The following is a 21,648-nucleotide window of genomic DNA, read 5'->3' on the forward strand; positions in this document are numbered from 1 at the left end:
CGGCCACATTCCTTTCTATTAGCCCAGCAGGCGCTTCATTACTTCCTGGTAAGCCTCTTCCTCACCGCCCAGATCGCGGCGGAACAGGTCCTTGTCCAGGTGAGCGCCGGTGGTGGCGTCCCAGAAACGGCAGGTGTCGGGGCTGATCTCGTCGGCCAGCACGATAGTGCCGTCGGCCAGACGGCCGAACTCCAGCTTGAAGTCGATCAGGCGGATGTTGAACTGCAGCAGGTACTTGCTCAGGATCTCGTTCACCTTGAAGGCGTAGGCGGAGATGGTGTCGATCTCCTCCTGGGTGGCCAGCTCCAGAGCCAGAGCATGGTAGTGGTTGATCAGGGGATCGTGCAGATCGTCGTTCTTGTAGCTGAACTCCAGGGTGGGAGCCTTGAAGATGGTGCCCTCTTCCACGCCGTAGCGCTTGGAGAAGCTGCCGGCGGCCACGTTGCGCACGATGACCTCCAGAGGAACGATGGAGACCTTCTTCACCAGGGTCTCACGGTCGCTCAGCTCCTCCACAAAGTGGGTGGGCACGCCCTGCTCGGCCAGCATCTTCATCAGGTTGTTGGAGAGCTTGTTGTTCACAACGCCCTTGCCGCGGATGGTGCCCTTCTTGGCGCCGTCGCCTGCGGTGGCGTCGTCCTTGTAATCCACGATGACCAGGTTGGGGTCCTCGGTGGCGAATACTTTCTTGGCTTTACCTTCGTACAACTGCTCCAGCTTGTTCATGGTTCTCTGCTCCTTTTGATATCAATCAATTAAAAATTAATAAAAACCTTTGAAAATGCTCCGCCTTACAGCGCGGCCAGCTCGGCCTGCAGCTTCTCTTCCTTGGCGGCGATCTGCTCGGCCATGGCGGCCCGGTCGGCGTCCAGTTTGGCGGCCAGAGCCTCGTCGGTGATGGCCAGCATCTGGGCGGCCAGGATGGCGGCGTTCTTGGCGCCGTTCAGGGCAACGGTGGCCACCGGGATACCGCTGGGCATCTGTACCGTGGCCAGCAGCGCGTCCAGACCGTCCACCGCGCCGCCCTTCATGGGAATGCCGATCACCGGCAGGGTGGTGTTGGCGGCGATGGCGCCCGCCAGGTGGGCGGCCATGCCCGCGGCGCAGATGATGGCGCCGAAGCCCGCGGCACGGGCGTTTTTGGCAAATTCAGCGGCAGCCGCCGGGGTGCGGTGGGCGCTGAGGATGTGCGCCTCGCAGGGGATGCCCAGGCGCTTGAGCTCGGCTGCGGCGGCCTTGACCACCGGCCAGTCGCTGTCGCTGCCCATCAGGATCGCTACTTTTTTCTGTTCCATGTTTTGAAACCCTCCCAGATGAAACGCCAACGAAAAAGACCGCAGTGCGCATGCACTACGGCCCTTTATTCGGCAAGGATTGCGTTATGGGTGCTTTTCTCCCCAAACAGCGCTGCAAAACCGGCTTTGTAACCCTTCATCTCAATGAATCCGCGCTTCATGGGTGCACCCCCTAACAAGAATTTTACAATCCTAGTTTAACAGGCCCGGCCGACAAAATGCAACCGCTTTGCACCCCGTGATTCCATTTTCAGAAGTTTCGCCGGGTTGTTGAATATTCCCCATTGTTTTTTGGCGTATTTACCAATTGTCAACCGTCGTAGTATTACTTATGCTGTATTATTTTCACGCAAATGTAATACTTTCAAAGCGGGCTTTGGTCACCCGGGCCAGGTCGGCAGGGGCCAGCTCCACCTGCGCGCCGATACGCCCGGCGCTCACCATCACGGTGGGCTTGTCCTGAGCGGAAGCGTCGATCACGGTGACGAACTGCTTTTTCATGCCCACCGGGCTGCAGCCGCCCCGGATGTAACCGGTGGTCTTGAGCAGGTCCGCCACGTGCAGCATGGCCACGCTCTTCTCCCCCACCGCCTTCGCGGCCTTTTTCAGGTCCAGCTCGGCGGCCACCGGGATCACAAACACATAAAAATTCTTGCTTGCCCCCTGGGTAACCAGCGTTTTGAACACCCGGGCCGGGTCCTGCCCCAGCTTGCCTGCCACCGACACCCCGTCGATGGCGCCGTCCTCGTGGTCGTATTCATGGAAGGTGTAGGCCACCTTCTCGGTTTCCAGCTTGCGCATGGCGTTGGTCTTGGTCTGCTTGGCTGCCATGGCTCATGCCTCCTTTTGGCTCTTGGGCAACACCGACTGAAATCATGCAGGGTCGCCCTTGTTTTTCACCTATTATAATGCGTTCGCTTTTTTCCCGCAACCGCCCCGCGCCGCTTTAGTCGGATAAATTTTTCTTGACAACCGCTTTTCCCGGTGGTATGCTAGGCCTAACTTAATCGACCTGTGAGGACTTTTTATGGCTCGACTGTTTACCGCAAACTATTATTATGGCTTTGCTTTTTATGGCAAGGTCTTAGTTTGCTGTGAACATTCCCGGGCGGTATAACGCGCCTCGCATCGGTTTTGCCGGTACGACCCAGCCGGGGGCTTGCAGCAAGCAGGCCCCCGGCTTTTTTCTTTGCGGGCCTGCCCCTTTCATCTTACATAGAGGAGTGTTTGACATGATCATCATTTTGAAAAAGGACGCAAACGAATCCGCGGTGCGCGCGCTGCGCGCCGAGCTGGAGGCCATGGGCCTTTCCATCCACGAAAGCCTGGGTGAGCAGGAGCACATTCTGGGCCTGGTGGGCGACACCAAGGCCGTGGCCGAGAGCTGGGTGCTGGCCAACCCGGCAGTGGACCAGGTGCGCCGCATCTCGGAGCCCTACAAAAAGGCCAACCGCAAGTTCCACCCCCAGGACACCGTTGTCCAGATCGGCAACACAAAAATCGGCGGCGGACACTTCGCGGTGATCGCCGGGCCCTGCAGCGTGGAAAGCGAGGAGCAGATCTGCCTGGTGGCCGGTGAGGTTCAGAAAAGCGGCGCGAGCCTGTTGCGCGGCGGTGCCTTCAAGCCCCGCACCTCCCCCTACTCCTTCCAGGGCATGCGGGCCGAGGGCCTGGAGCTGCTGCGTCACGCCCGTGCCAAAACCGGCATGCCCATCGTGACCGAGATCATGAACAACGAGCACATCCCCCTGTTCGAGGACGTGGACCTGATTCAGGTGGGCGCTCGGAACATGCAGAACTTCGAGCTGCTCAAAGCAGTGGGCCGCATGGGCAAGCCGGTGCTGCTCAAGCGGGGCCTTTCCGCCACGCTGGAGGAGTTCGTGATGAGCGCCGAGTACATCATGGCCGAGGGCTGCGAGCAGGTGATTCTGTGCGAGCGGGGCATCCGCACCTTCGAGAACAGCATGCGCAACACCCTGGACATCTCCGCTGTGCCCATGCTCAAGCACATGAGCCATCTGCCGGTGGTCATCGACCCCAGCCATGCGGCGGGCATCAACTGGATGGTGGAGCCGCTGGCCAAGGCCGCGGTGGCCGCCGGTGCGGACGGTTTGATGATCGAGGTACACAACGACCCGGCCCGCGCCAAGTGTGACGGCGCCCAGAGCCTGACCTGCCCCCAGTTCGACGCCCTGATGCAGGATATCACCCGCGAAGCCGTCTTCTTCGGCAAGGAAGTGAACTGACCCGCCCGGCATAAACGACCCGTAACCCACACAAACTATGGTTGAAGCCTCCCCGGAGGCGAAAGGAGCCTTTCATGAAAGTACGCATCCGTCCGCTGGCGCCCTGTGCGCTGGTATGGAACTACCCCGACACCGAACCCGGTTTTGCCGCTCTGGCCGATGCCTGCCGGGCCGAGGGCCTGGCCCTGACCCCGGTGACCCCCGCCGATACCGGCCGCACCATTGCAAGCCTGTGCGGCGGCCCCGGTTCTGCCAGCGCCCCCGCCATTGAAGCAAACTACCCCGCCGCCCTCATCATGAACGGGCTGGACCGTGCCCAGCTGGATTCCTTTTTGAACCGGCTGCGGGCCGGTGGCGTTTCCATCCCTCTGAAGGCCATGGTCACCCCCACCAACCAGAGCTGGACCCTGGCGGCTCTGCTGGCGGAGCTTGAGCAGGAGCGGGAGGCCTTTGCCGCCCGTGCCGCCGCAAAAGCTGCACAAAAAGAGCAATAATCTTATATTTTATGCAAAATGCGCATAGTTTTATGCATTTTGCAACCAAACTGTCATTTTTTACAGTGCCCTTTTACATTGACAAACATCTATCAGGAAACTATAATAAAGCTGTTTCCCATCCTTGTGCAGATGGGATATGTTTGTGCGATTTTATTATCGAGAGGAGTAACAACATCATGAAAAAAGCTATTGCTTTGGTCATGGCTGCCTGCCTGGCTTTCAGCCTGGTAGCCTGCGGCGGCGCTTCCAGCACCGCTACTTCCACTTCCACCGCTTCTTCCACTGCTGCTTCTTCTGAGGCCGCTTCCTCCGAGGCTGCTTCCTCTGAGGCTGCTGCTACCGAGGCTGGCGTGAAGACCGGTATGGCCATCGTTTCCAGCACCAGCGTTTCCGACGCTGACGCCGACGCTGACGGCAAGGCTCAGGTTGACAGCACCGCCGCCGCCGTTCTGGTTGGCGAGGACGGCAAGATCATCAGCTGCAAGCTGGATGTTGCCCAGAACAAGGTTGCTGTTAAGAATGACGGCTCCTTCGACACCTCCGCTACCTTCAAGTCCAAGCAGGAGCTGAAGGAAGACTACAACATGAAGGGTGCTTCCCCCATCGGCAAAGAGTGGTACGAGCAGGCCAACGCCTTCGCTGAGTACGTGGTTGGCATGACCGCTGAGGAAGTTCGCGCCATCGAGACCAATCCCGATGCTCACAACGGCCCCGTGGACGCCGACATCGCTGCTTCCTGCACCATGAGCGTAACCGATTTCATCGAGGCCATTGCTCAGGCTACCGAGAACGCTCAGGTTCTGGGCGCTTCCGCTGAGGACACCCTGTCTCTGGGTCTGTCCACCGAGTTTAGCTCTTCCGCTGTTCAGCCCGCTGACAACGAGGGCGAGGGCCTGGTTCAGACCGATACCACCTACGCCGCTGTGACCACCGACGCTGACGGCAAGATCACCAGCAGCATCTGGGATTGCACCCAGGCCAAGTTCAACACCACCGAAGAGGGTGTTGTGACCGCTAAGGACGAGACCATCGTTCCCAAGCAGACCCAGAAGGAAGACTACGGCATGACCATCGCTTCTGAGATCAAGAAGGAGTGGTACGAGCAGGCCAACGCCTACGCTGCTTGGCTGGTTGGCAAGACCGCTGCCGACGTGGCTGCTGTTGAGACCAACGCTGAGGGCCACAATGGTCCCACCGACGCCGACATCGCTGCTTCCTGCACCATGGACGTTCGCGAGTTCAACAACGCTGTTGCCAAGGCTCTGGCCTGATCAGCAGCTTGCGCATCACGGCGTGACCTGTTAAAATGAAAAAACGGCCAGGCCCCGGCGGTCTGGCCGTTTTCTGTTTTTTCTATCCGGGCACGCCCTTCGGCGAACAGCCCGAATCTTCACACGGAGGATCTTTGTTGCTTATGGTAAAACGCCTTCTCTGCGCGGGCTGTGCCGCCGTGCTGCTGGCCGCTTCGCTGGCCGGCTGCGGCAGCCCCGCTTCCTCGTCTGTTTCCGTCTCTCAGACTGCCTCGACCAGCGCCGACCCGGCCATGGCCGGCTGGGAGAAATACACCGCCAGCTGGTATGATGTGTTTGACACCGTGACCACCGTGATCGGCTACGCCCCCAGCGAGGAGGAATGGGACCGGCAGATGGACGCTTTGCATCAGGATCTGGCCGAATACCACCAGCTGTACGATATCTACAACCACTACGAGGGCGTGACCAACCTGTATGACCTGAACCACAGCGCGGCCCAGGGCCCGGTGGCGGTGGATGACCGCATCATGGACCTGCTGGTGGAATCCAAAGAGATGTACGAAACCACCAGCGGCAAAATGAACGTTGCCTTCGGCGCGGTGCTGAGCATCTGGCACGACTACCGGGAAGCAGGCCTCAACGACCCGGACAGCGCCCAGCTGCCCCCCACGGAGGAGCTGACCGCTGCCAGCGAGCATTGCAGCATCGACGATCTGGTGCTGGATGAAGAGGCCGGCACCGTCTACTTTGCCGACGACCAGCTGCAGCTGGATGTGGGCAGCGTGGGCAAGGGCTACGCGGTGGAGATGGTAGCCCGGGCCGCCGAGGAGCGCGGCCTTTCCAGCGCCATTCTGAGCGTGGGCGGCAACGTGCGCACCATCGGCCACAAGCCGGACGGCTCCCGCTGGACCGCCGGCATTCAGGATCCCTGGGCCTCGGCAGAGCTGGCCGGTCAGGTGGTGAACGATGCGCCCTATCTGGTGTCCGTTTACATGGAGGACATGGCGCTGGTGACCAGCGGCGACTACCAGCGCTTCTATGAGGTGGACGGCAAGCGCTACAACCACATCATCGACCCGGACACTCTGATGCCTGCGGACCACTTCTCCGCCGTGGCGGTGCTGGTGCCGGATTCCGGCCTGGGCGACTGTTTGTCCACCGGCCTGTTCTGCCTGTCGCTGGAGGATGGGCAGGCGCTGGTGGAAAGCCTGGAGGGTGTGGAGGCCATGTGGATGCTGAAGGACGGCTCGGTGGTCTACTCCTCCGGCTTCGGCGATTCCGTCAAGGCCACGCTGGAGGGCTACGAGCCCTGATCGTTTCCAACAAAAATCCCCCTCCAGGGGGATTTTCTGTTTTGTTTATTCGCCGGAAAGCAGGATGCGGTCGTCGTCCAGCTGCTTGCCCGCGTTTTCCCGGAACAGGCGCAGCAGATCCTCCACCGAAAGGCCGGCCCGCTGCTCCCCCCTCAGATCCAGCACGATGCGGCCGGAGTCCATCATCAGGGTGCGGTTGCCCAGCTCCAGAGCGCTTTGCATGTTGTGGGTGATCATCAGGCAGGTGATCCTGTTTTCCGCCACGATGCGCCGGGTCAGCTCCAGCACCTTGTCGGCGGTGGCCGGGTCCAGCGCGGCGGTGTGCTCATCCAGCAGCAAAAGCTTGGGGGTGACCAGCGTGGCCATGAGCAGGGTCAGCGCCTGGCGCTGGCCGCCGCTGAGCAGGCCCACCGGCTGACTCAGCCGGTCCTCCAGACCCAGGCCCAGACCGGCCAGCTTTTCCCGGAACAGAGCCCGCTCGGCCTTGCCGATGCGGCCGAAGCTGGCCCCCTTGCCGCTGGCCCGCAGATAGGCCAGTGCCAGGTTCTCCTCAATGGTCATGCGGGGTGCGGTGCCCCGCAGCGGGTCCTGAAACAGGCGGCCGATCTGGCGGCTGCGCCGGTGCTCCTTTTCAAAGGTGATGTCCCTGCCGTCCAGCACAATGCGGCCGCTGTCGGTGAAGAAGCTGCCCGCGATGGCGCTGAACAGGGTGCTCTTGCCCGCGCCGTTGGACCCCACAATGGCAGCGAAGTCCCCCGGCTCCAGATGCAGGCTCAGCCCGTTCAACGCGTGTTTTTCGTTCACGGTACCGGGCGCGAAGGTCTTGCTCAGATTTTCCAGATACAGCATCTCAACGGCCCCCTTTCTGTTTTGCGGCAGCTTTGCGCTTTTCCAGCCGCAGCCGGTCCGCCAGCGCGGGCCAGCCGATGGCCACCGCCACGATCACCGCGCTGATCAGCTTCAGGTTGGCGGGGTTGGCGCTGGCCCGCAGCGCGAACACCATCAGCACCCGGTAGATCACCGAGCCCACGATGGCTCCGACGATGCAGCGGCCCACGCCGCCCCGGCGCACCACCACCTCACCGATGATGAGGCTGGCCAGACCGATGACCACCACGCCGGTGCCCAGGCTCAGGTTGCTGGACATCTGGTACTGGGCCAGCACGCCGCCCGCCAGAGCGGTGAGGCCGTTGGCCAGGCACAGGCCCACGGTGATGGTGAAGGAGGGATCAATGGAGGAGGCGGAGACCATATCCCGGTTGTCGCCGGTGGCCCGGATGGAAAGGCCCAGCTGGGTCTTTAAAAAGAGCGCCAGCAGCACGCCCACCACACAGGTGATGAGGGCCACGGTGATCAGCTTGCCGTAGCTTTCGCCCAGAAGGCTCTGGGTGTAGGTGAAGATGGTGTCCACCTTCAGAAGCGGCAGGTCGGCCCGGCCGCCCATGGCCCACAGGTTCACGGTGTACAGGCCGGTCATGGTGATAATGCCCGCCAGAATCGCCTGGATCTTGAGCCGGGTATGCAGAAAGGCGGTGACAAAGCCCGCCAGAAGGCCCGCGCCGAAGCCGCCCACCAGACCCAGCACCGGCTGGCCCAGACTGGCCAGCGACGCGCTCACCGCACAGCCCAGCACAAAGGTACCGTCGGTGGTCAGGTCGGCGATGTCCAGCGTCCGGTAGGACAGATACAGCGCCAGAGCGACCAGGGCGTAGATGAAGCCCTGCTCCACCGCTCCCTGCAGCAGCATGATGCTCATAAACTCACTTCTCCTTTTCAACACACGGATGGCCCGCCGCAGGCTGCAGCGGGCGCTGATGCTTCCGGTTTTATTCCACGCTCACGTAGCCCTCGCCGGACAGATCGAACACATTGGGGTCGATGCCCAAGGCGGCGGCGGTGGTGGTGTTCACGGTCACGATGCCATCGTTCAGCACCTGCACCGGCATGGTGGCCGGGTCCTCACCCTGCAGCACCTGCACGGCCATCTGGGCGGTCAGCTCGCCCAGCTTGGTGTAGTTGACGCCGGTGGTGGCCAGACCGCCGTCCCGCACCAGACTGTCCGCTGCGGTGTAAACCGGCACACCGCCCTTGATGGCCTCATCCGCCAGCACGCTCATGGCGCTGGCCACCGTGTTGTCGATGGGCACGAAGATGGCGTCCACGCCCTTGCTCACCAGGTTCTGAGCGGCCATCTGCACCTCGCCGGGGGTGGTAACGGTGCTCTCCACCGCTTGAATGCCCTTCTCCTCCAGCACCGGGCGCAGGGCCTCGATGGTGGCGGCGCTGTTGCTCTCGCCCAGGTTATAGACAAGGCCGATGGTCTTGGTGTCCGGGTTGTTGGCCAGCACCAGATCCAGAATCTTGGCGGTGTCGATGTAATCGGAGGTGCCGGTCATATTCTCACCGGGGGCCTCCATGCTCTTGGCCAGCTGGGCCGTCACCGGATCGGTGACCGCGCTGTACACCAGCGGGATGTCGGTGCCCTGCACCGCCGCGGCGGCAACGGTTGCGGCCGGGGTGGCGATGGGGATGATCAGGTCAACCTTATCCGACACGAACATTGTGCAGATATCCTTGATGGTGGCCGCGTCGCCCTGGCCGTTCTTCAGCTCCACGTTAATGGTCACGCCGGCGGCCTGCGCCTGCTGCTCCAGCTCGGATTGGATGGCCGCGGCGATCTCGTCCAGGCTGGAATGGCTGGTGTACTGCAGAATGCCCACGGTGTAGTCCGCACTCTGGCCGCTGCCGGAGGCGGCAGAAGCAGTGGAAGAGGCGGCGGAGCCGCAGCCCGCAAGGCTCAGGGCCATGGCAGCGGCGGCAAACAGGGCGGTCAGTTTACATTTCATCTTTTTCATGGTCGGTTGTTCCTTTCTTTCTGGTCACAGGTGGATGCGCGTACTCTTTTCAACATCCTGCCCGCCATCGTGTGGAAAACCGGTTGTCTTCGGCATAGCGTTTCATGCGTGTGCCCTCCTTTGGTGCATCGTTCGGTGTACTCGCCGGGCAAAACAAAAGGACCTGCCTTTGCCCATGGCGATGCCATGAGCAAGGACAGGTCCTGAATTTCTTCAAAACTTGCGGTGCCACCTTGCTTGCTTCCCCAAAAACGGAAGCCACCTCACCGGGCGCCAACACGCCCTGCCTCTGTAACGGGAGGTACCCGGCCCAGACTACTGAAAGCACTCGCGCTCTGTTCGCCCTGCCCTCGGCGGTCCATTTCAGGCCCTTCGGCCCCCTGCCCCGCTCTCTGCCCGGTTCCCAGCAACCCGGACTCTCTGGAAGTGCGCTGTGCAGTTTTATCTCCGCTTCATCGGTTTAGGCTCATTAAACCACAGGCCCGCCGGTTTGTCAAGCACATTTTACTAATTTATCATAAAAAAGCGTTTTTCGTTTTTTCTCTTGCAGATATTACAAACGGTATAATAATACAGATGTGTAAATTTTGCTTCAACCACTGGTCCTTCGCCCTTGGTTGGTGTATAATAGAACTATTCTGTGACAAAAAAACATTATCAAGGGGGAGGTCTTTTCTCCCCCCTGGAATTAGGAGGAAATCCCTTTGAAACATGCAATGATCCGTTTGGCCGCGCTGGCCCTGGCTGTTTCCATGGCCGCCGGTCTTGTCGCCTGCGGCGGCACCGCTTCTTCCGGCAGCACCAGCACCAGCACTTCCGCTGCGTCCGACTCTTCTTCCGTCAGCGCCGCTTCCCAGGTGGAGATCGACTTCTCCAAGAACCTGACCGAGGACGGCAAGTGGGCCGACGTAAATCTGACCGATTACGTTTCCCTGCCCGACTACAAGAACATCTCCATCCCCGCCGATGAGGTCAACCCCACCGAGGAGGACCTGGAGAGCCAGCGTCAGACCTTCGTGGAGCAGTACGCCACCCCCACCGAGATCACCGACCGTGCCGTTGAGGACGGCGATCAGGTGAACATCGACTACGTGGGCAGCGTGGACGGCGTGGAGTTCACCGGCGGCAACACCAATGGCGCCGGCACCACCGTAACCGCCGGTTCCACCGCTTATGTGGATGATTTCCTGACCCAGATCATCGGTCACAAGCCCGGCGAGACCTTCGACGTGGTGGTCACCTTCCCTGAGGATTACAACGACTCCACCGACGCCGACGGCAACACCATGGTGCTGGCCGGCAAGGAAGCCGTGTTCAAGACCACCATCAACTACATCGAGGGCGACCCCATCTACCCCGAGTTCAACGACGCCTTCGTGGCTGAGAACCTGCAGAGCCAGTACGGCTGGACCACCGCTGCTCAGGCCAACGAAGAGATTACCAAGACCCTGACCGAGTACAACAAGTCCCAGTACCTGCAGAACTACCTGCTGGAGAACGCCGAGGTGAAGGAGGTTCCCGAGGTGATCACCAACACCCTGCTGGAGCAGGAGGAGGCCAACCTGAACAACACCGCTGCCGCCAACGGCCTGCCCGTGGAATACCTGCTGATGATGTACGGCTACGAGGATCTGGACGCCTTCCGCGAGGCCTTCAAGACCCAGTACACCGACCAGATCAAGCTGCAGATGATCTTCGAGGCCATTGCGGATGCCGAGGGTCTGCAGCCCACCGATCAGGACCTGAAGGATGTGTTCGGCGACAACTACGACACCGCCCTGGAGACCTACGGCGGCACCGCCTATCCCCTGCATAAGCTGCGCATTGACAACGGCTACAACTTCGTAATGGAGAACGCCACCGTGGCCTGATCGCCGCCTGATCGTTCCATGCAACAACAAAACCGCCCGCCGGAAGCGTTCCGGCGGGCGGTTTTTTGTTGTTTTTCGGCGGCAAGGGCTCAGTTCTCCTCCACCCGGGCCAGCTGGGTCAGGTCGTAGGGAGTATCCTGATACACATAGTAGTTCAGCCAGTTGGTGTAGAGCAGAAAGGCGTGGGCACGCCAGCGGTAAACCGGCTCCTTTGTGGGGTCGTCGTCCGGGTAGTAGTTTTTGGGCGGCTGGATGGGCAGGCCCTTGTCCACATCCCGGCGGTATTCCGCGTCCAGGGTGTATTTCTCGTATTCCGGATGTCCGGTCACGAAGATCTGACGGCCGGACTCGGTGCTCATCAGATACACGCCCGCCTCGTCGCTTTCCGCCAGAATGCGCAGCGCGCCGCAGGCCTCGATCTGGTCCCGCCGCACCCCGGTGTGCCGGGAGTGGGGGGCAAAGAACACCTCATCAAAGCCCCGCACCAGCGGGTTGGAGGGCCGCATCACCCGATGGGGGAAGATACCGAACATCTTTTGGGGCAAAAGCTCCTTCTGGATGCCGAAGTGATAATACAGCGCCGCCTGCGCACCCCAGCACACATGCAGGGTGGAGTACACATTGGTTTTGGAAAATTCCATGATGCGGCACAGCTCGGGCCAGTAGTCCACCTCTTCAAAGGGCAGCTTCTCCACCGGCGCGCCGGTGATAATCATACCGTCGAAGCGCTGGTCCTTCACCTCGTCGAAGGTCTTGTAAAAGGCGGAAAGATGCTCGCCCGCCACATGGGTGGCAGCATGGCTGGCGGTGTGCAGCAGCGTCAGCTCCACCTGAACGGGGCTGTTGGCCAGCAGTCGGGCCAGCTGGGTCTCGGTGGCGATTTTAGTGGGCATCAGGTTCAGCGCCAGAATCCGCAGCGGGCGGATCTGCTGGCTCTCGGCCCGCTGGCAGTGCATCACAAATACGTTTTCCTTCCCCAGCGCCGTATAGGCGGGCAGGTTCTGCGGGATGATCAGCGGCATGGCTCGCTCACTCCTTTGGTTTGATGGTCTGCCCCGCCGGCCTCCAGCGCGAAGAACAGCGCGCAGGGCACGGCCAGCAAAAAGGTGGGCAGCAGATAGCGGATCTCATTGGTGGAGGCAGCAACGATCACCGAGGCAATGTTGCACGCCAGCGGCAGCAGTGCGGGCCAGCGGCGCAGCAGATCCCGTCCGCTGCCGCAGAAAAAGGCCAGAGCCACCGCCGCCAGATAAAATACATGGCTGAAGGGACCGAGGCCCCGGTCCAGCCGCCACACATTGGTGTTGTTGCGCAGAATCTCGGTGGTGCACAGCCAGGGATTCTGCAAAAACAGCTCCAGATACAGCCGCAGAAGCTCCGCCTTGTTCTGCCCCGCGGCCAGAATGAACAGATTGTTGAACACGTCGTTCACACCCGCGCTGTCCTCCAGCAGGGGCACAAACTGCTGCTCCCGCTCGCTGGGGGTATAGCTGCCCAAATCCCGGGTCCAGCACAGGCGCTGGGCGCGGGTGAAGTGGGCGGTGTCCGGGTTTTCCAGGCACTGAGCCACATAGTCCATGGGCAGCAGCTCTTCCATGCGGCGGCGCTGCTCCTCGGTCATCTCGCCGCCCCGCTGGTCCACCGCCACGATGCCGGTGGCGTACACCTGCACCGCAAAGCCGTTGGCCGGGTGCTGCACGTTTAAAATCGGCGCGGCCACGCCGTCCACCAGAACAATGCAGGCGGCGCACACCGCCACCGCGGCCAACAGGCACTTCTGTCGGCGGCAGATGCCCCGGACCAGCAGCCACAGCCCCGCCGCCAGCACCAGCACAAAGCCGTTGTGGCGGAACAGACCGGTGAAGGCCAGCGCCGCGCCGAGGGCGATTCGATGAGGCCAGGTAAAGCGCAGGTCTTCTGCCAGCAGCCGCATCATGTAGTAGAGCACCACACCGGTGCAGAGGGCGGCGGGCATATCCTTGATGGGGCTTGCCGCCGCCTGACCCACCACCGGGCCAAGGCAGCCGCCGCACAGACAGGCGCACAGGGCAAACAGCCCCATACCCCGCCGGTAAAACCAGGCGGCAAAGGCGGTGAGCAGCCCGGCCAGCGCCAGCAGCTGCACCGCCACCAGCAGCCCGGGCTGCTGGCCCAGCACGCCCAGCAAAAGGGTGTGGGCCAGGGTGTGCACATCGTTCAGCGGGATCTGGCCCCGCAGCATCTCCAGCTGGTATTCCAGATCAAAGCTGCTCTCGTAGGGGAACACCCGTGCCCAATACACCGCCAGCGGCAGCAAAACCGCCAGAAAGAACCACAGCCCCGGGAAGGGCGGACGCTCCTCACTGCGGGCGGCTCTGGCCTTTTTTGCCATCCGGCGCAGCGTGCAGAGCAGCGGCGGGCCGGCCAGCGCCCCCAGCACAAAACCGAAGGCAAGGCCCTTGTACACCGGCCAGTACCAGGCGGCATAGTAAGCGTCCGCCACCGGCTCCAGCAGCATCACCGCCGCCAGAATCACCCCCAGCACCAGAGAGGGCAGCACCCAGCCCCGGCCCCGCCAGCTTTCCTTCCAGAAGGCGGGTTGCCACCAGCCTCCGGCCACCACGGCTGCCGCCAGAGCCAGCGCCCCGGCCAGCCAGGGATGGCCCAGCGCCAGCAGACCGGCGCAGCCCCAACCGCACAAAACGCCCGGCACCATCGCCCGGAGGGTTCCGGGCGACGGCGGGGCGCAGTGCGCTGCCATTGTTTGCAGCATTCGTTTCATCTTATACCTGTTCCAGAGCCTGGGCGATGTCGTCGATCAGGTCCTGGGCATCCTCCAGACCGCAGGACATGCGCACCAGATCGGCACCCACGCCGGCGGCGGCCAGCTCGGCGTCGTTCATCTGACGATGAGTGCTGCTGGCGGGATGCAGGATGCAGGTGCGGGCATCGGCCACATGGGTCTCGATGGCGCCCACCTTCAGGTGCTTCATGAACGTCTCAGCAGCAGCGCGGCCGCCCTTGATGCCAAAGCTCACCACGCCGCAGCTGCCATTCGGCAGGTACTTCTGAGCCAGATCGTAATACTTGTTGCCGGGCAAGCTGCAGTAGTTCACCCAGCTGATCTTGGGGTGCTTCTCCAGGTAGGAAGCCACGGCCAGCGCGTTCTCGCAGTGGCGCTTCATGCGCACATGCAGGCTCTCCAGACCCAGGTTCAGAATGAAGGCGCTCTGGGGGCTCTGCACGCTGCCCAGATCGCGCATCAGCTGCGCGGTGGCCTTGGTGATGTAGGCGCCGGCCAGACCGAAGCGCTCGGTGTAGGTCACACCATGGTAGCTCTCGTCCGAGGTACACAGGCAGGCAAACTTCTCGGGATAGGCGGTCCAGTCGAACTTGCCGCTGTCCACGATGCAGCCGCCCACGGCAGCGCCATGACCATCCATGTACTTGGTGGTGGAATGGGTCACGATGTCCGCGCCCCACTCGAAGGGACGGCAGTTCACCGGAGTGGCGAAGGTGTTGTCCACGATCAGGGGCACGCCATGGGCGTGCGCCGCCTTGGCGAACTTCTCAATGTCCAGCACGGTGAGGGCAGGGTTGGCGATGGTCTCGCCGAACACGGCCTTGGTGTTGGGCCGGAAGGCAGCGTTCAGCTCCTCCTCGGTGCAGTCCGGGTCCACGAAGGTGAACTCCACGCCCATCCGCTTCATGGTCACCGCAAACAGGTTGTAGCTGCCGCCGTAGATGCTGGCACTGCTCACCACATGATCGCCGCAGCTGGCGATGTTGAACACCGCATAGAAGTTGGCTGCCTGGCCGCTGCCGGTGAGCATGGCGGCGGTGCCGCCCTCCAGCTCGCAGATCTTGGCCGCCACATGGTCGCAGGTGGGGTTCTGCAGGCGGCTGTAGAAATAGCCGGATGCCTCCAGGTCAAACAGCTTGCCCATATCCTCGCTGGTGTCGTATTTAAAGGTCGTGCTCTGGATGATGGGGATCTGGCGGGGTTCGCCGTTGCCGGGGGTGTAGCCGCCCTGGACGCATTTGGTATTGAAACGAAGATCCATGATCGTTTTCCTCTCTTTTTCTTGGAATTGCGGCGCCGAAAAACAGACCGTATATTCAGTATTTTACTGGATTAAAGCACATCTTGCAAGAGCCTCATCCCCTGCCGGGCAAAAAACCTTTTAACGTGTAGGCATACACATTCTGAACAATGTTCACAATCGTGCATTCCTTGTGTCTTTTTCCCTTCTTCGTCTTGACATCACCCTGCTGCCCGGCTATAATGAACATCGTTCAGAAACAAATCCGGCCCGCCTTTGGGCCTGTGCAATCCCGAAAGAGCAATTCTTATGACCACTCAGCTGATCGCTGCCATCATCACCATTACCCTGGCGCTGTGCTTTTACACCGTGGGCGTGTTTTCCGAGCGCCGGGCCCACACCCTGCAGAAGCGCCACGTGATCCTGTTCTGGTGCGGCCTGGTGTTCGACACCATCGGCACCACCATCATGTCCACCATGGCCCACGGCTCCGGACTGCTGAGCCCCCACGGCATCACCGGCGCGCTGGCCATCGTGCTCATGCTGTTCCACGCGGTGTGGGCCACCCTGGTCTACACCCGGGGCAACGCGGAAAAGCAGCAGAGCTTCCACCGGTTCAGCATCCTTGTGTGGCTGATCTGGCTGATCCCCTACGTGCTGGGCATGTTCCTGGGCATGCAGGGCTGATATCGAATCCCTCCAGACAAACAGAAAGCAGCCGTGCGGATTTTCCGCACGGCTGCTTTTGTTTTATCCGTTTGCCTTGCTCTCCAGCAATTCGTTCATCTGGCGCAGCGTCTGCAAACAGTTCACCGCCAGGGTGTTGAAGTAAAGGCTCTCCTCCAGACGGCCGAAGGCCTGGGGGCTGCGGCCGGTGTCGAAGAAGGGCACCAGCTCATTTCTGGTGTAGCTCAGCTTGATGCGCAGGATCGCGTCCTCCAGGTTGTCCAGCACCTCGGCGGCCATCCGGCTGTGGCCGGTGCCCAGCAGCTGGGGACGGCTGCGCAGATAGGCGTTGATCTGCTCCAGTTCACTGACCAGCCGCCGGTTCATGGGCAGCATCTGGCTGTAGAACTCCTGCTCGGCCTGGCTCATCCCCTTCAGGCTGCTCTTGATCTCGTTTTCCACAAGATGCGAGCGCACCAGCCGGTCCCGCATCCGGTTCAGATCCTGACTACCGGTACGGCAGTATTCCCGCACCTGGCCCAGCAGGCTCAGATCCAGCTCGAACAGCTCCTCCACGCTTTTGCGGAATTCCCGTCCGGCGGTGTTGGGCAGCAAAAAACGGTTGGCCAGCGCGGCGGTCAGCGCCGCCAGCGCCACATAGGCCAGCCGCAGCTCCACCGATTCCATCAGCCCCAGCCGCAGCTGGGCCAGAGTCATGCCGTAGCAGGTGGAGTAAACCGTCATGGTCCAGGAGGTGACCGGCACATAGTACATAAAGCAGGTCATCACCGCCATGATGGCGATGTACTGGGGCATGGTGTGGAACAGCGACATCAGCAGAATGGATACCACCGCCCCGCCCAGCGTGCCCAGAATGCGGTTGCCGATCTTCATCCGGCTCTCCTCCGCGTAGGGCATCAGCATCAGAAAGGCGGTCATGGGGTACCAGTAGGCGTGCTCCAGCCCGGTGAGCCAGACAAAGCCGAAGCCCAGGCAGAGCACCGCCGAAAGCCGCACCGCAAACCGGGTGGTGAACTGGTCCAGCCCGAAGGCGTACCGCACCCCCTTCACCTTGTTCTGGTCGCCGGGCAGCTTCCAGTCCTTCAGGGGGCGGGCCGGATGCACCTGCTCCAGCGCCTCCAGCGCCACGCCGAACACCCGCAGAATCTCGCCCATGGCCTCGTTCTGCTGCCCGTCACTTAAGCCCGGACCGGCCCGCAGCTGATCCAGACGGCGGCGCAGTTCCGGGTGCTCCGGCCCGTTCAGCTCCCGCTCGGCCCGGCGGAACAGCTCCGCCAGCTCCAGCAGCCAGGCAGCATCCGCTTCACCGGGCTGCCAGCCCGAGGGCACAAAGTGATCGGTGAAATAGTAAAACCGCTGGAACAGCAGCATGAACAGATAGTTCACCTTGCCGTAGCCGTTGGCCAGGTAGGTATATCCCCGGCTGCCGTAGATGACCTGGGTCATGTGGATCATCATGGACGGCAGCGCGGCATGCTCGGCGCTCACGCTCTCGCCCCGGGCCAGCTTTTCCAGCTGGGTGCACAGGTTGTCCATGCCCTTGCGCACGGTGCCGAAATGCCTGCGCCGGTGAATGATCTTTGCGTGAATCCACAGCGCCGCCGTGACCACCACCAGACCATAGGCCAGCACCGCCAGCTGCATCGGCAGCTGGGCGGGCGTGATGGGCATCAGCTGCAAAAAGACAAACTCCATGCCATAAACGAAATAGGCCTTGGGGCTGAATTTGGAGCTGAGCAGATAGACCAGCACAAAGGGCACCACCAGATTCAGTGCCAGCGCCCACCAGAGACCCCGCCCGGCCGCGAAGGCCGCCAGGCACACCGCCACCATCATCACCGCCGTGCGGGCCAGCTCCCGGGGGCGGAAGTCCTGCCGGTGACGGGTTCGGAATACCAGGGTCAAAAAGGAGGTCATCACCACATACCGCACCCCGAAGATGCCCCAGATGCTGAACAGCAGGGTGAGCGATACCAGAATGGTGGGCAGCGCCGCCGCCCACCTGGTGCGAATGGCAGGCAGCTTTTTCTGGGTGAACTCGGCCCAGGCCGCCGTCCATTTTCCCCCGCTCATCGCATCAGGCGGCGCACCATGCGCTCGCTGGCCTCGCTGAAGGGCGGGAAGGCGGTGCGCATGGGGAACAGTCCCCGCTGCAGCACACTGCGCTGATGGGAGAAGGTGAGGAAGCCCTCATGGCCGTGGTAGGCCCCCATACCGGACTGGCCCACCCCACCGAAGGGCAGGTCCGGGTCCAGAATATGACCGATGGTGTCGTTCACGCTCACGCCGCCGCTGGCGGTGGAATCCAGCACCCGGCGCACCAGGTCCTTGTTCCGGCTGAACACATACAACGCCAGCGGCTTCTCGCCTCTGTTGATGATCTCCAGCGCCTCGTTCAGCTCATCGTAGGCAAACACCGGCAGCAGCGGGCCGAACAGCTCCTCCTGCATACAGGCTGCGTCCATATTCTCCGGGCAGAGGATGGTGGGCTCGATGTACCGATCCTCTGCGTCCACCCGGCCACCGCTCCGGACAAACGCCCGGTCCTCCTCCAGAATGCGGGAAAGCCGGCGGATGTGGCCCTCGTTCACAATGCGGCCGTAGTCCGGGCTCTTTTGGGCATCCTCGCCGTAAAAGCGCCGGATGGCCTCTTCCAGCCCCTGCAGAAATTCCTCTTGGATGCTCCGGTCCACCAGCACATAATCCGGGGCCACGCAGGTCTGGCCCGCATTCATCAGCTTGCCCCAGGCAATGCGCTCGCAGGCGGTGGCGAGATGGGCGTCCTTTGCCACGATCACCGGGCTTTTGCCGCCCAGCTCCAGCGTCACCGGCACCAGATTTTCCGCTGCGGCCTGCATCACGATGCGGCCCACCCGGGGGCTGCCGGTGAAGAAGATGTAATCAAACCGGCTGTGCAGCATCAGGGTATTGTTCTCGATGCCCGCGGGCACGCAGCACACGTACTCCGGCGGGAAGACCTCGGCCAGCATGGTACCGACCGCCTCGGCCACATGGGGGGTGAGCTCGGAGGGGCTGACCACCGCGCAGTTGCCCGCGGCCAGCGCCTCGGCCAGCGGCTCCAGCAGCAGCTGCACCGGGTAGTTGTAGGGCCCCAGAATGTACACACAGCCGTAGGGCACCGGCTCCACCCGGCCGCGGCCGGGGAACAGCTGCATGGGCGAAAGCTTGGTGCGGGGCTTCATCCAGCGGGCTAGGTGGCGGCGGATGTGGGAAATTCCCGCCAGCACCATGCCGATCTCGCTGGCGTAGCTTTCAAACTGGCTCTTGCCCAGATCCTGTGCGAGGGCTTCCTCCAGCGCCGGGGTATGCCGCTCCAGCGCCTTGTACAGGGCTTCCAGCTGCCCCAGCCGGAAGGCCAGCGGCCGGGTGGCCCCGGTGGCAAAGTATTGTTTCTGCGCTGCCAGCAGCGTGCGGGCAGCCTTCTCGTTTAATCGTTCACTTTTCATGGGATTCTCCTGATCGTACCCTGGGACGGGCCGTTGTATAAGTCTCTTCTGCGAGTATTTCCTCGTAACTATTACTATATCATAAACCCCCGGTCAAGACAAAGCAGTCGACCTTTCACCTGCCAGCCAAAACAGGGCGCGCACCGAAAACCGGTGCGCGCCCTGAAGTGCTCTTTATGTAATTGGTGCGGATCAGCCCACAAAGGCAGCGGCGGACTCGCCCGCAATGCGGCCAAACACAGTGAAGTCGCTCACCGCGTTGCCGCCCAGACGGTTGGCGCCATGCACGCCACCGGTCACCTCACCCGCGGCATACAGGCCGGGAATGGCCTCGCCGTTCTCGTTCAGCACCGCAGCGCTGGTGTCGATGACCAGGCCACCCATGGTGTGATGCACACCGGCGGTGACCTTGATGGCATAGTAGGGGGCGGTGTCCAGCGGTTCAGCAAAGCTGGTGCGGCCGAACTCGGGATCGGAACCGGCCTTCACATAGCCGTTCCAGGTTTCCAGAGTGGTGGCAAAGGCAGCCTCGTCCATGCCCGCAGCCGCGGCCAGCTCCTCAGCGGTGTTGCCGGTCACGGTGTAGCCCTTGGAAATATAACCCTGAATTACGCTGGAGGCATCGGCCATCTTCTGGTCCACCACCAGCCAGCTGTAGCTGCCGGTCTGAGCGATCTCAGCGGCGGAAACCACGTCACGGGTACCCACTTCATCCACGAAGCGCTTGCCCTCGGCGTTCACCAGAATGGCGCCGTCGCCGCGCAGGCCTTCCGTGATCAGAGCGGCGGTATCCGCCTGAACGGTGGGATGGATCTGGATCTGGTCCATATCAACTGTGGCGGCGCCTGCAGCCACTGCCATCTCGATGCCCTGGCCCAGGATGCCGGGGGCGTTGGTGGTCATGAAGCCCTTCAGCTGGGGAGCATACTGCTCCACCATTTCCAGGTTGGCGCCAAAGCCGCCGGTGGCCAGCACCACAGCCTTGGCATTCACGGTTACGGTATTGCCGTTCTTGTCGGTGGCCTCCACGCCGGTCACTGCGCCGGACTCATCGGTCAGCAGCGCATTGGCGGTGGTCTGGGTCAGCAGCTGAACGCCCCGGCTGGTCATGTTCTCCTCCAGCTTGGGGATCATGTAGCTGCCCACGGAAACCACCTTGCCCTCGGCGTCCAGCGGGCGATGGATGCGCTTAACGGAAGCGCCGCCAAAGCTGGAAACGCTGGGCATCTCGATGCCGATGCCGGCCAGCCAGTCAATGGCGGGGGCGCTGCCCTCGCACAGGGTAGCCACCAGCGCGGGATCGTTGATGCCCTTGCCGCCGATCATGGTGTCCAGCTCCATCAGCTCCACGGAATCAAAGTAGCCTTCCGGCGCGGCCTGATAGGCATCCCACTGCTTCTGTACCTGGGCAGCCAGCTGGGTGATGGTCTCGTTGTCGGCATAGGCCTTGGCTGCTTCCAGCGTCTTCTCCACGCCGGCAGCCTCCTCGAAGGTGTTCTTCTGCTGCGCTTCGGTCTCGGCAGCATTCAGGCCGCCGGTGGCGCGTACCGAGTTGCCGCCCACCAGGGCCTGGCTCTCCAGCACGATGACCTTTTTGCCTGCATCGGCGGCGGTGATGGCAGCGGTCATACCCGCGCCGCCCGCGCCCACGACCACCACATCGGCATCGTAGGCGGTGTCGCCCGCAGGCTCAGCGCTGCCCGCGCCGCCCGCGTAATCCGCGGCATCCAGACCGGCGGCGGCCAGAGCGGCGGCCGCGGCAGCCTTCACCGCGTCGGAGGTGATGGTGGCGCCGGCCATGGCGTCCACTTCCACGCTGTTGTTCTTCACGATGTCGGCGGTCACCTGCTCGATGGCCTTGTCGCCGATGCCAGGGGTCTCGTCCTTGCCCTCGGCCTCGCAGCCGGTGATCACGCTGTTCTCCAGGGTCAGGGTGACGGTCACATCGCCGCCCATACCCTTTGCGGTGCCGGTGAAGCTGCCGCTTACACCCGCGCTGCTGCTTGCGCCCGTCTGGCCGCAGCCGGCCAGGCTCAGTACCAGGCTGCATGCTGCCAGCAAGGCAATGATCCGTTTCTTCATGGTCATTTCTCCTCTTTTTCGCTGTTTTTCCGCCGCAAAGGCGGATTTTCACATAACCAG

18 protein-coding genes are annotated in these 21,648 nt (G+C 62.1%); 6 read left to right on the forward strand and 12 right to left on the reverse strand.

The window, feature by feature from the left end; genetic code table 11:
- Positions 1-18: 18 nt before the first annotated feature.
- The 3 genes from purC to ybaK all read right to left on the reverse strand — a co-directional run bounded on the left by purC (position 19) and on the right by ybaK (position 2,126).
- Positions 19-726, reverse strand: coding sequence for a phosphoribosylaminoimidazolesuccinocarboxamide synthase (gene purC / locus B5F28_RS03070; RefSeq protein ID WP_087180958.1), 708 nt, complete (start codon positions 724-726; stop codon positions 19-21).
- 65 nt (positions 727-791) lie between these two features.
- Positions 792-1,295: a 5-(carboxyamino)imidazole ribonucleotide mutase gene (gene purE / locus B5F28_RS03075; RefSeq protein WP_087293260.1), complete on the reverse strand. Its 504-nt coding sequence runs from the start codon at positions 1,293-1,295 to the stop codon at positions 792-794.
- 345 nt (positions 1,296-1,640) lie between these two features.
- Positions 1,641-2,126 (reverse strand): Cys-tRNA(Pro) deacylase, encoded by a 486-nt coding sequence (ybaK, locus tag B5F28_RS03080; protein WP_087293263.1) that lies wholly within the window; start codon positions 2,124-2,126, stop codon positions 1,641-1,643.
- 401 nt (positions 2,127-2,527) lie between these two features.
- Here ybaK and aroF point away from each other — a divergent pair, with 401 nt between their 5' ends.
- From aroF to B5F28_RS03100, 4 genes are all read left to right on the forward strand, one after another.
- Complete coding sequence (aroF, locus tag B5F28_RS03085; protein ID WP_087293265.1) at positions 2,528-3,541, forward strand: 3-deoxy-7-phosphoheptulonate synthase; 1,014 nt, start codon at positions 2,528-2,530, stop codon at positions 3,539-3,541.
- Between the two features lie 74 nt (positions 3,542-3,615).
- Positions 3,616-4,035 (forward strand): DUF3783 domain-containing protein, encoded by a 420-nt coding sequence (locus B5F28_RS03090; RefSeq protein WP_087293268.1) that lies wholly within the window; start codon positions 3,616-3,618, stop codon positions 4,033-4,035.
- A gap of 179 nt (positions 4,036-4,214) precedes the next feature.
- Entirely contained in the window at positions 4,215-5,309 is a 1,095-nt protein-coding gene (locus tag B5F28_RS03095) for a hypothetical protein (protein WP_087293271.1), read from the forward strand.
- 143 nt (positions 5,310-5,452) lie between these two features.
- Positions 5,453-6,604, forward strand: coding sequence for an FAD:protein FMN transferase (locus B5F28_RS03100; protein WP_247643388.1), 1,152 nt, complete (start codon positions 5,453-5,455; stop codon positions 6,602-6,604).
- Positions 6,605-6,649: 45 nt separating this feature from the next.
- Here the strand turns inward: B5F28_RS03100 and B5F28_RS03105 are convergent, their stop codons facing one another.
- The 3 genes from B5F28_RS03105 to B5F28_RS03115 all read right to left on the reverse strand — a co-directional run bounded on the left by B5F28_RS03105 (position 6,650) and on the right by B5F28_RS03115 (position 9,459).
- Positions 6,650-7,453, reverse strand: coding sequence for an ABC transporter ATP-binding protein (locus B5F28_RS03105; RefSeq protein WP_087293274.1), 804 nt, complete (start codon positions 7,451-7,453; stop codon positions 6,650-6,652).
- Between the two features lies 1 nt (position 7,454).
- Positions 7,455-8,360 carry an ABC transporter permease gene (locus tag B5F28_RS03110; protein WP_087293276.1) on the reverse strand — a complete coding sequence of 302 codons (906 nt, stop codon included), beginning with the start codon at positions 8,358-8,360 and terminating at the stop codon, positions 7,455-7,457.
- 70 nt (positions 8,361-8,430) lie between these two features.
- Positions 8,431-9,459 carry an ABC transporter substrate-binding protein gene (locus tag B5F28_RS03115; protein WP_087293279.1) on the reverse strand — a complete coding sequence of 343 codons (1,029 nt, stop codon included), beginning with the start codon at positions 9,457-9,459 and terminating at the stop codon, positions 8,431-8,433.
- Positions 9,460-10,163: 704 nt separating this feature from the next.
- Here B5F28_RS03115 and B5F28_RS03120 point away from each other — a divergent pair.
- Entirely contained in the window at positions 10,164-11,330 is a 1,167-nt protein-coding gene (locus B5F28_RS03120; RefSeq protein WP_143424674.1) for an FKBP-type peptidyl-prolyl cis-trans isomerase, read from the forward strand.
- Between the two features lie 89 nt (positions 11,331-11,419).
- Here B5F28_RS03120 and metA read toward each other — a convergent pair whose 3' ends face one another.
- Genes metA through B5F28_RS03135 form a run of 3 tightly spaced genes read right to left on the reverse strand, consistent with a single transcriptional unit; the run spans position 11,420 to position 15,373 of the window.
- A complete protein-coding gene (gene metA, locus B5F28_RS03125; protein ID WP_087293283.1) occupies positions 11,420-12,352 on the reverse strand; it encodes a homoserine O-acetyltransferase MetA in 933 nt (310 codons plus the stop codon).
- Positions 12,343-14,091 carry a hypothetical protein gene (locus tag B5F28_RS03130; protein ID WP_143424675.1) on the reverse strand — a complete coding sequence of 583 codons (1,749 nt, stop codon included), beginning with the start codon at positions 14,089-14,091 and terminating at the stop codon, positions 12,343-12,345. The genes metA and B5F28_RS03130 overlap by 10 nt, the downstream gene beginning before the upstream one ends.
- A gap of 1 nt (position 14,092) precedes the next feature.
- Complete coding sequence (locus B5F28_RS03135) at positions 14,093-15,373, reverse strand: O-acetylhomoserine aminocarboxypropyltransferase/cysteine synthase family protein (RefSeq protein WP_087293287.1); 1,281 nt, start codon at positions 15,371-15,373, stop codon at positions 14,093-14,095.
- A 288-nt stretch (positions 15,374-15,661) separates the two neighbouring features.
- On the opposite strand from B5F28_RS03135, the gene B5F28_RS03140 reads away from it, so the two are divergent.
- Entirely contained in the window at positions 15,662-16,039 is a 378-nt protein-coding gene (locus B5F28_RS03140) for an HsmA family protein (RefSeq protein WP_087293289.1), read from the forward strand.
- A 63-nt stretch (positions 16,040-16,102) separates the two neighbouring features.
- Here the strand turns inward: B5F28_RS03140 and B5F28_RS03145 are convergent, their stop codons facing one another.
- The 3 genes from B5F28_RS03145 to B5F28_RS03155 all read right to left on the reverse strand — a co-directional run bounded on the left by B5F28_RS03145 (position 16,103) and on the right by B5F28_RS03155 (position 21,588).
- Positions 16,103-18,112: an FUSC family protein gene (locus B5F28_RS03145; protein ID WP_087293290.1), complete on the reverse strand. Its 2,010-nt coding sequence runs from the start codon at positions 18,110-18,112 to the stop codon at positions 16,103-16,105.
- A complete protein-coding gene (locus tag B5F28_RS03150; protein ID WP_343212732.1) occupies positions 18,109-19,584 on the reverse strand; it encodes an aldehyde dehydrogenase family protein in 1,476 nt (491 codons plus the stop codon). Before B5F28_RS03150 ends, B5F28_RS03145 begins: the two co-directional genes overlap by 4 nt.
- 114 nt (positions 19,585-19,698) lie before the next feature.
- Positions 19,699-21,588 (reverse strand): flavocytochrome c, encoded by a 1,890-nt coding sequence (locus B5F28_RS03155; protein ID WP_087293345.1) that lies wholly within the window; start codon positions 21,586-21,588, stop codon positions 19,699-19,701.
- Positions 21,589-21,648: the final 60 nt, after the last annotated feature.

It is taken from the genome of Gemmiger sp. An194 (assembly GCF_002160145.1).
Lineage (GTDB): Bacteria > Bacillota > Clostridia > Oscillospirales > Ruminococcaceae > Allofournierella.

What these genes read in the sequence shown, in the direction of transcription:
- B5F28_RS03110 (WP_087293276.1), bottom strand. Translation starts at nt 8,360, where the DNA reads ATGAGCATCATGCTGCTGCAGGGAGCGGTGGAGCAGGGCTTCATCTAC.
- B5F28_RS03135 (WP_087293287.1), bottom strand. Translation starts at nt 15,373, where the DNA reads ATGGATCTTCGTTTCAATACCAAATGCGTCCAGGGCGGCTACACCCCC.
- B5F28_RS03095 (WP_087293271.1), top strand. Translation starts at nt 4,215, where the DNA reads ATGAAAAAAGCTATTGCTTTGGTCATGGCTGCCTGCCTGGCTTTCAGC.
- metA (WP_087293283.1), bottom strand. Translation starts at nt 12,352, where the DNA reads ATGCCGCTGATCATCCCGCAGAACCTGCCCGCCTATACGGCGCTGGGG.
- B5F28_RS03115 (WP_087293279.1), bottom strand. Translation starts at nt 9,459, where the DNA reads ATGAAAAAGATGAAATGTAAACTGACCGCCCTGTTTGCCGCCGCTGCC.
- B5F28_RS03140 (WP_087293289.1), top strand. Translation starts at nt 15,662, where the DNA reads ATGACCACTCAGCTGATCGCTGCCATCATCACCATTACCCTGGCGCTG.
- aroF (WP_087293265.1), top strand. Translation starts at nt 2,528, where the DNA reads ATGATCATCATTTTGAAAAAGGACGCAAACGAATCCGCGGTGCGCGCG.
- B5F28_RS03105 (WP_087293274.1), bottom strand. Translation starts at nt 7,453, where the DNA reads ATGCTGTATCTGGAAAATCTGAGCAAGACCTTCGCGCCCGGTACCGTG.
- purC (WP_087180958.1), bottom strand. Translation starts at nt 726, where the DNA reads ATGAACAAGCTGGAGCAGTTGTACGAAGGTAAAGCCAAGAAAGTATTC.
- ybaK (WP_087293263.1), bottom strand. Translation starts at nt 2,126, where the DNA reads ATGGCAGCCAAGCAGACCAAGACCAACGCCATGCGCAAGCTGGAAACC.
- B5F28_RS03145 (WP_087293290.1), bottom strand. Translation starts at nt 18,112, where the DNA reads ATGAGCGGGGGAAAATGGACGGCGGCCTGGGCCGAGTTCACCCAGAAA.
- B5F28_RS03155 (WP_087293345.1), bottom strand. Translation starts at nt 21,588, where the DNA reads ATGAAGAAACGGATCATTGCCTTGCTGGCAGCATGCAGCCTGGTACTG.
- B5F28_RS03100 (WP_247643388.1), top strand. Translation starts at nt 5,453, where the DNA reads ATGGTAAAACGCCTTCTCTGCGCGGGCTGTGCCGCCGTGCTGCTGGCC.
- purE (WP_087293260.1), bottom strand. Translation starts at nt 1,295, where the DNA reads ATGGAACAGAAAAAAGTAGCGATCCTGATGGGCAGCGACAGCGACTGG.
- B5F28_RS03090 (WP_087293268.1), top strand. Translation starts at nt 3,616, where the DNA reads ATGAAAGTACGCATCCGTCCGCTGGCGCCCTGTGCGCTGGTATGGAAC.
- B5F28_RS03130 (WP_143424675.1), bottom strand. Translation starts at nt 14,091, where the DNA reads ATGAAACGAATGCTGCAAACAATGGCAGCGCACTGCGCCCCGCCGTCG.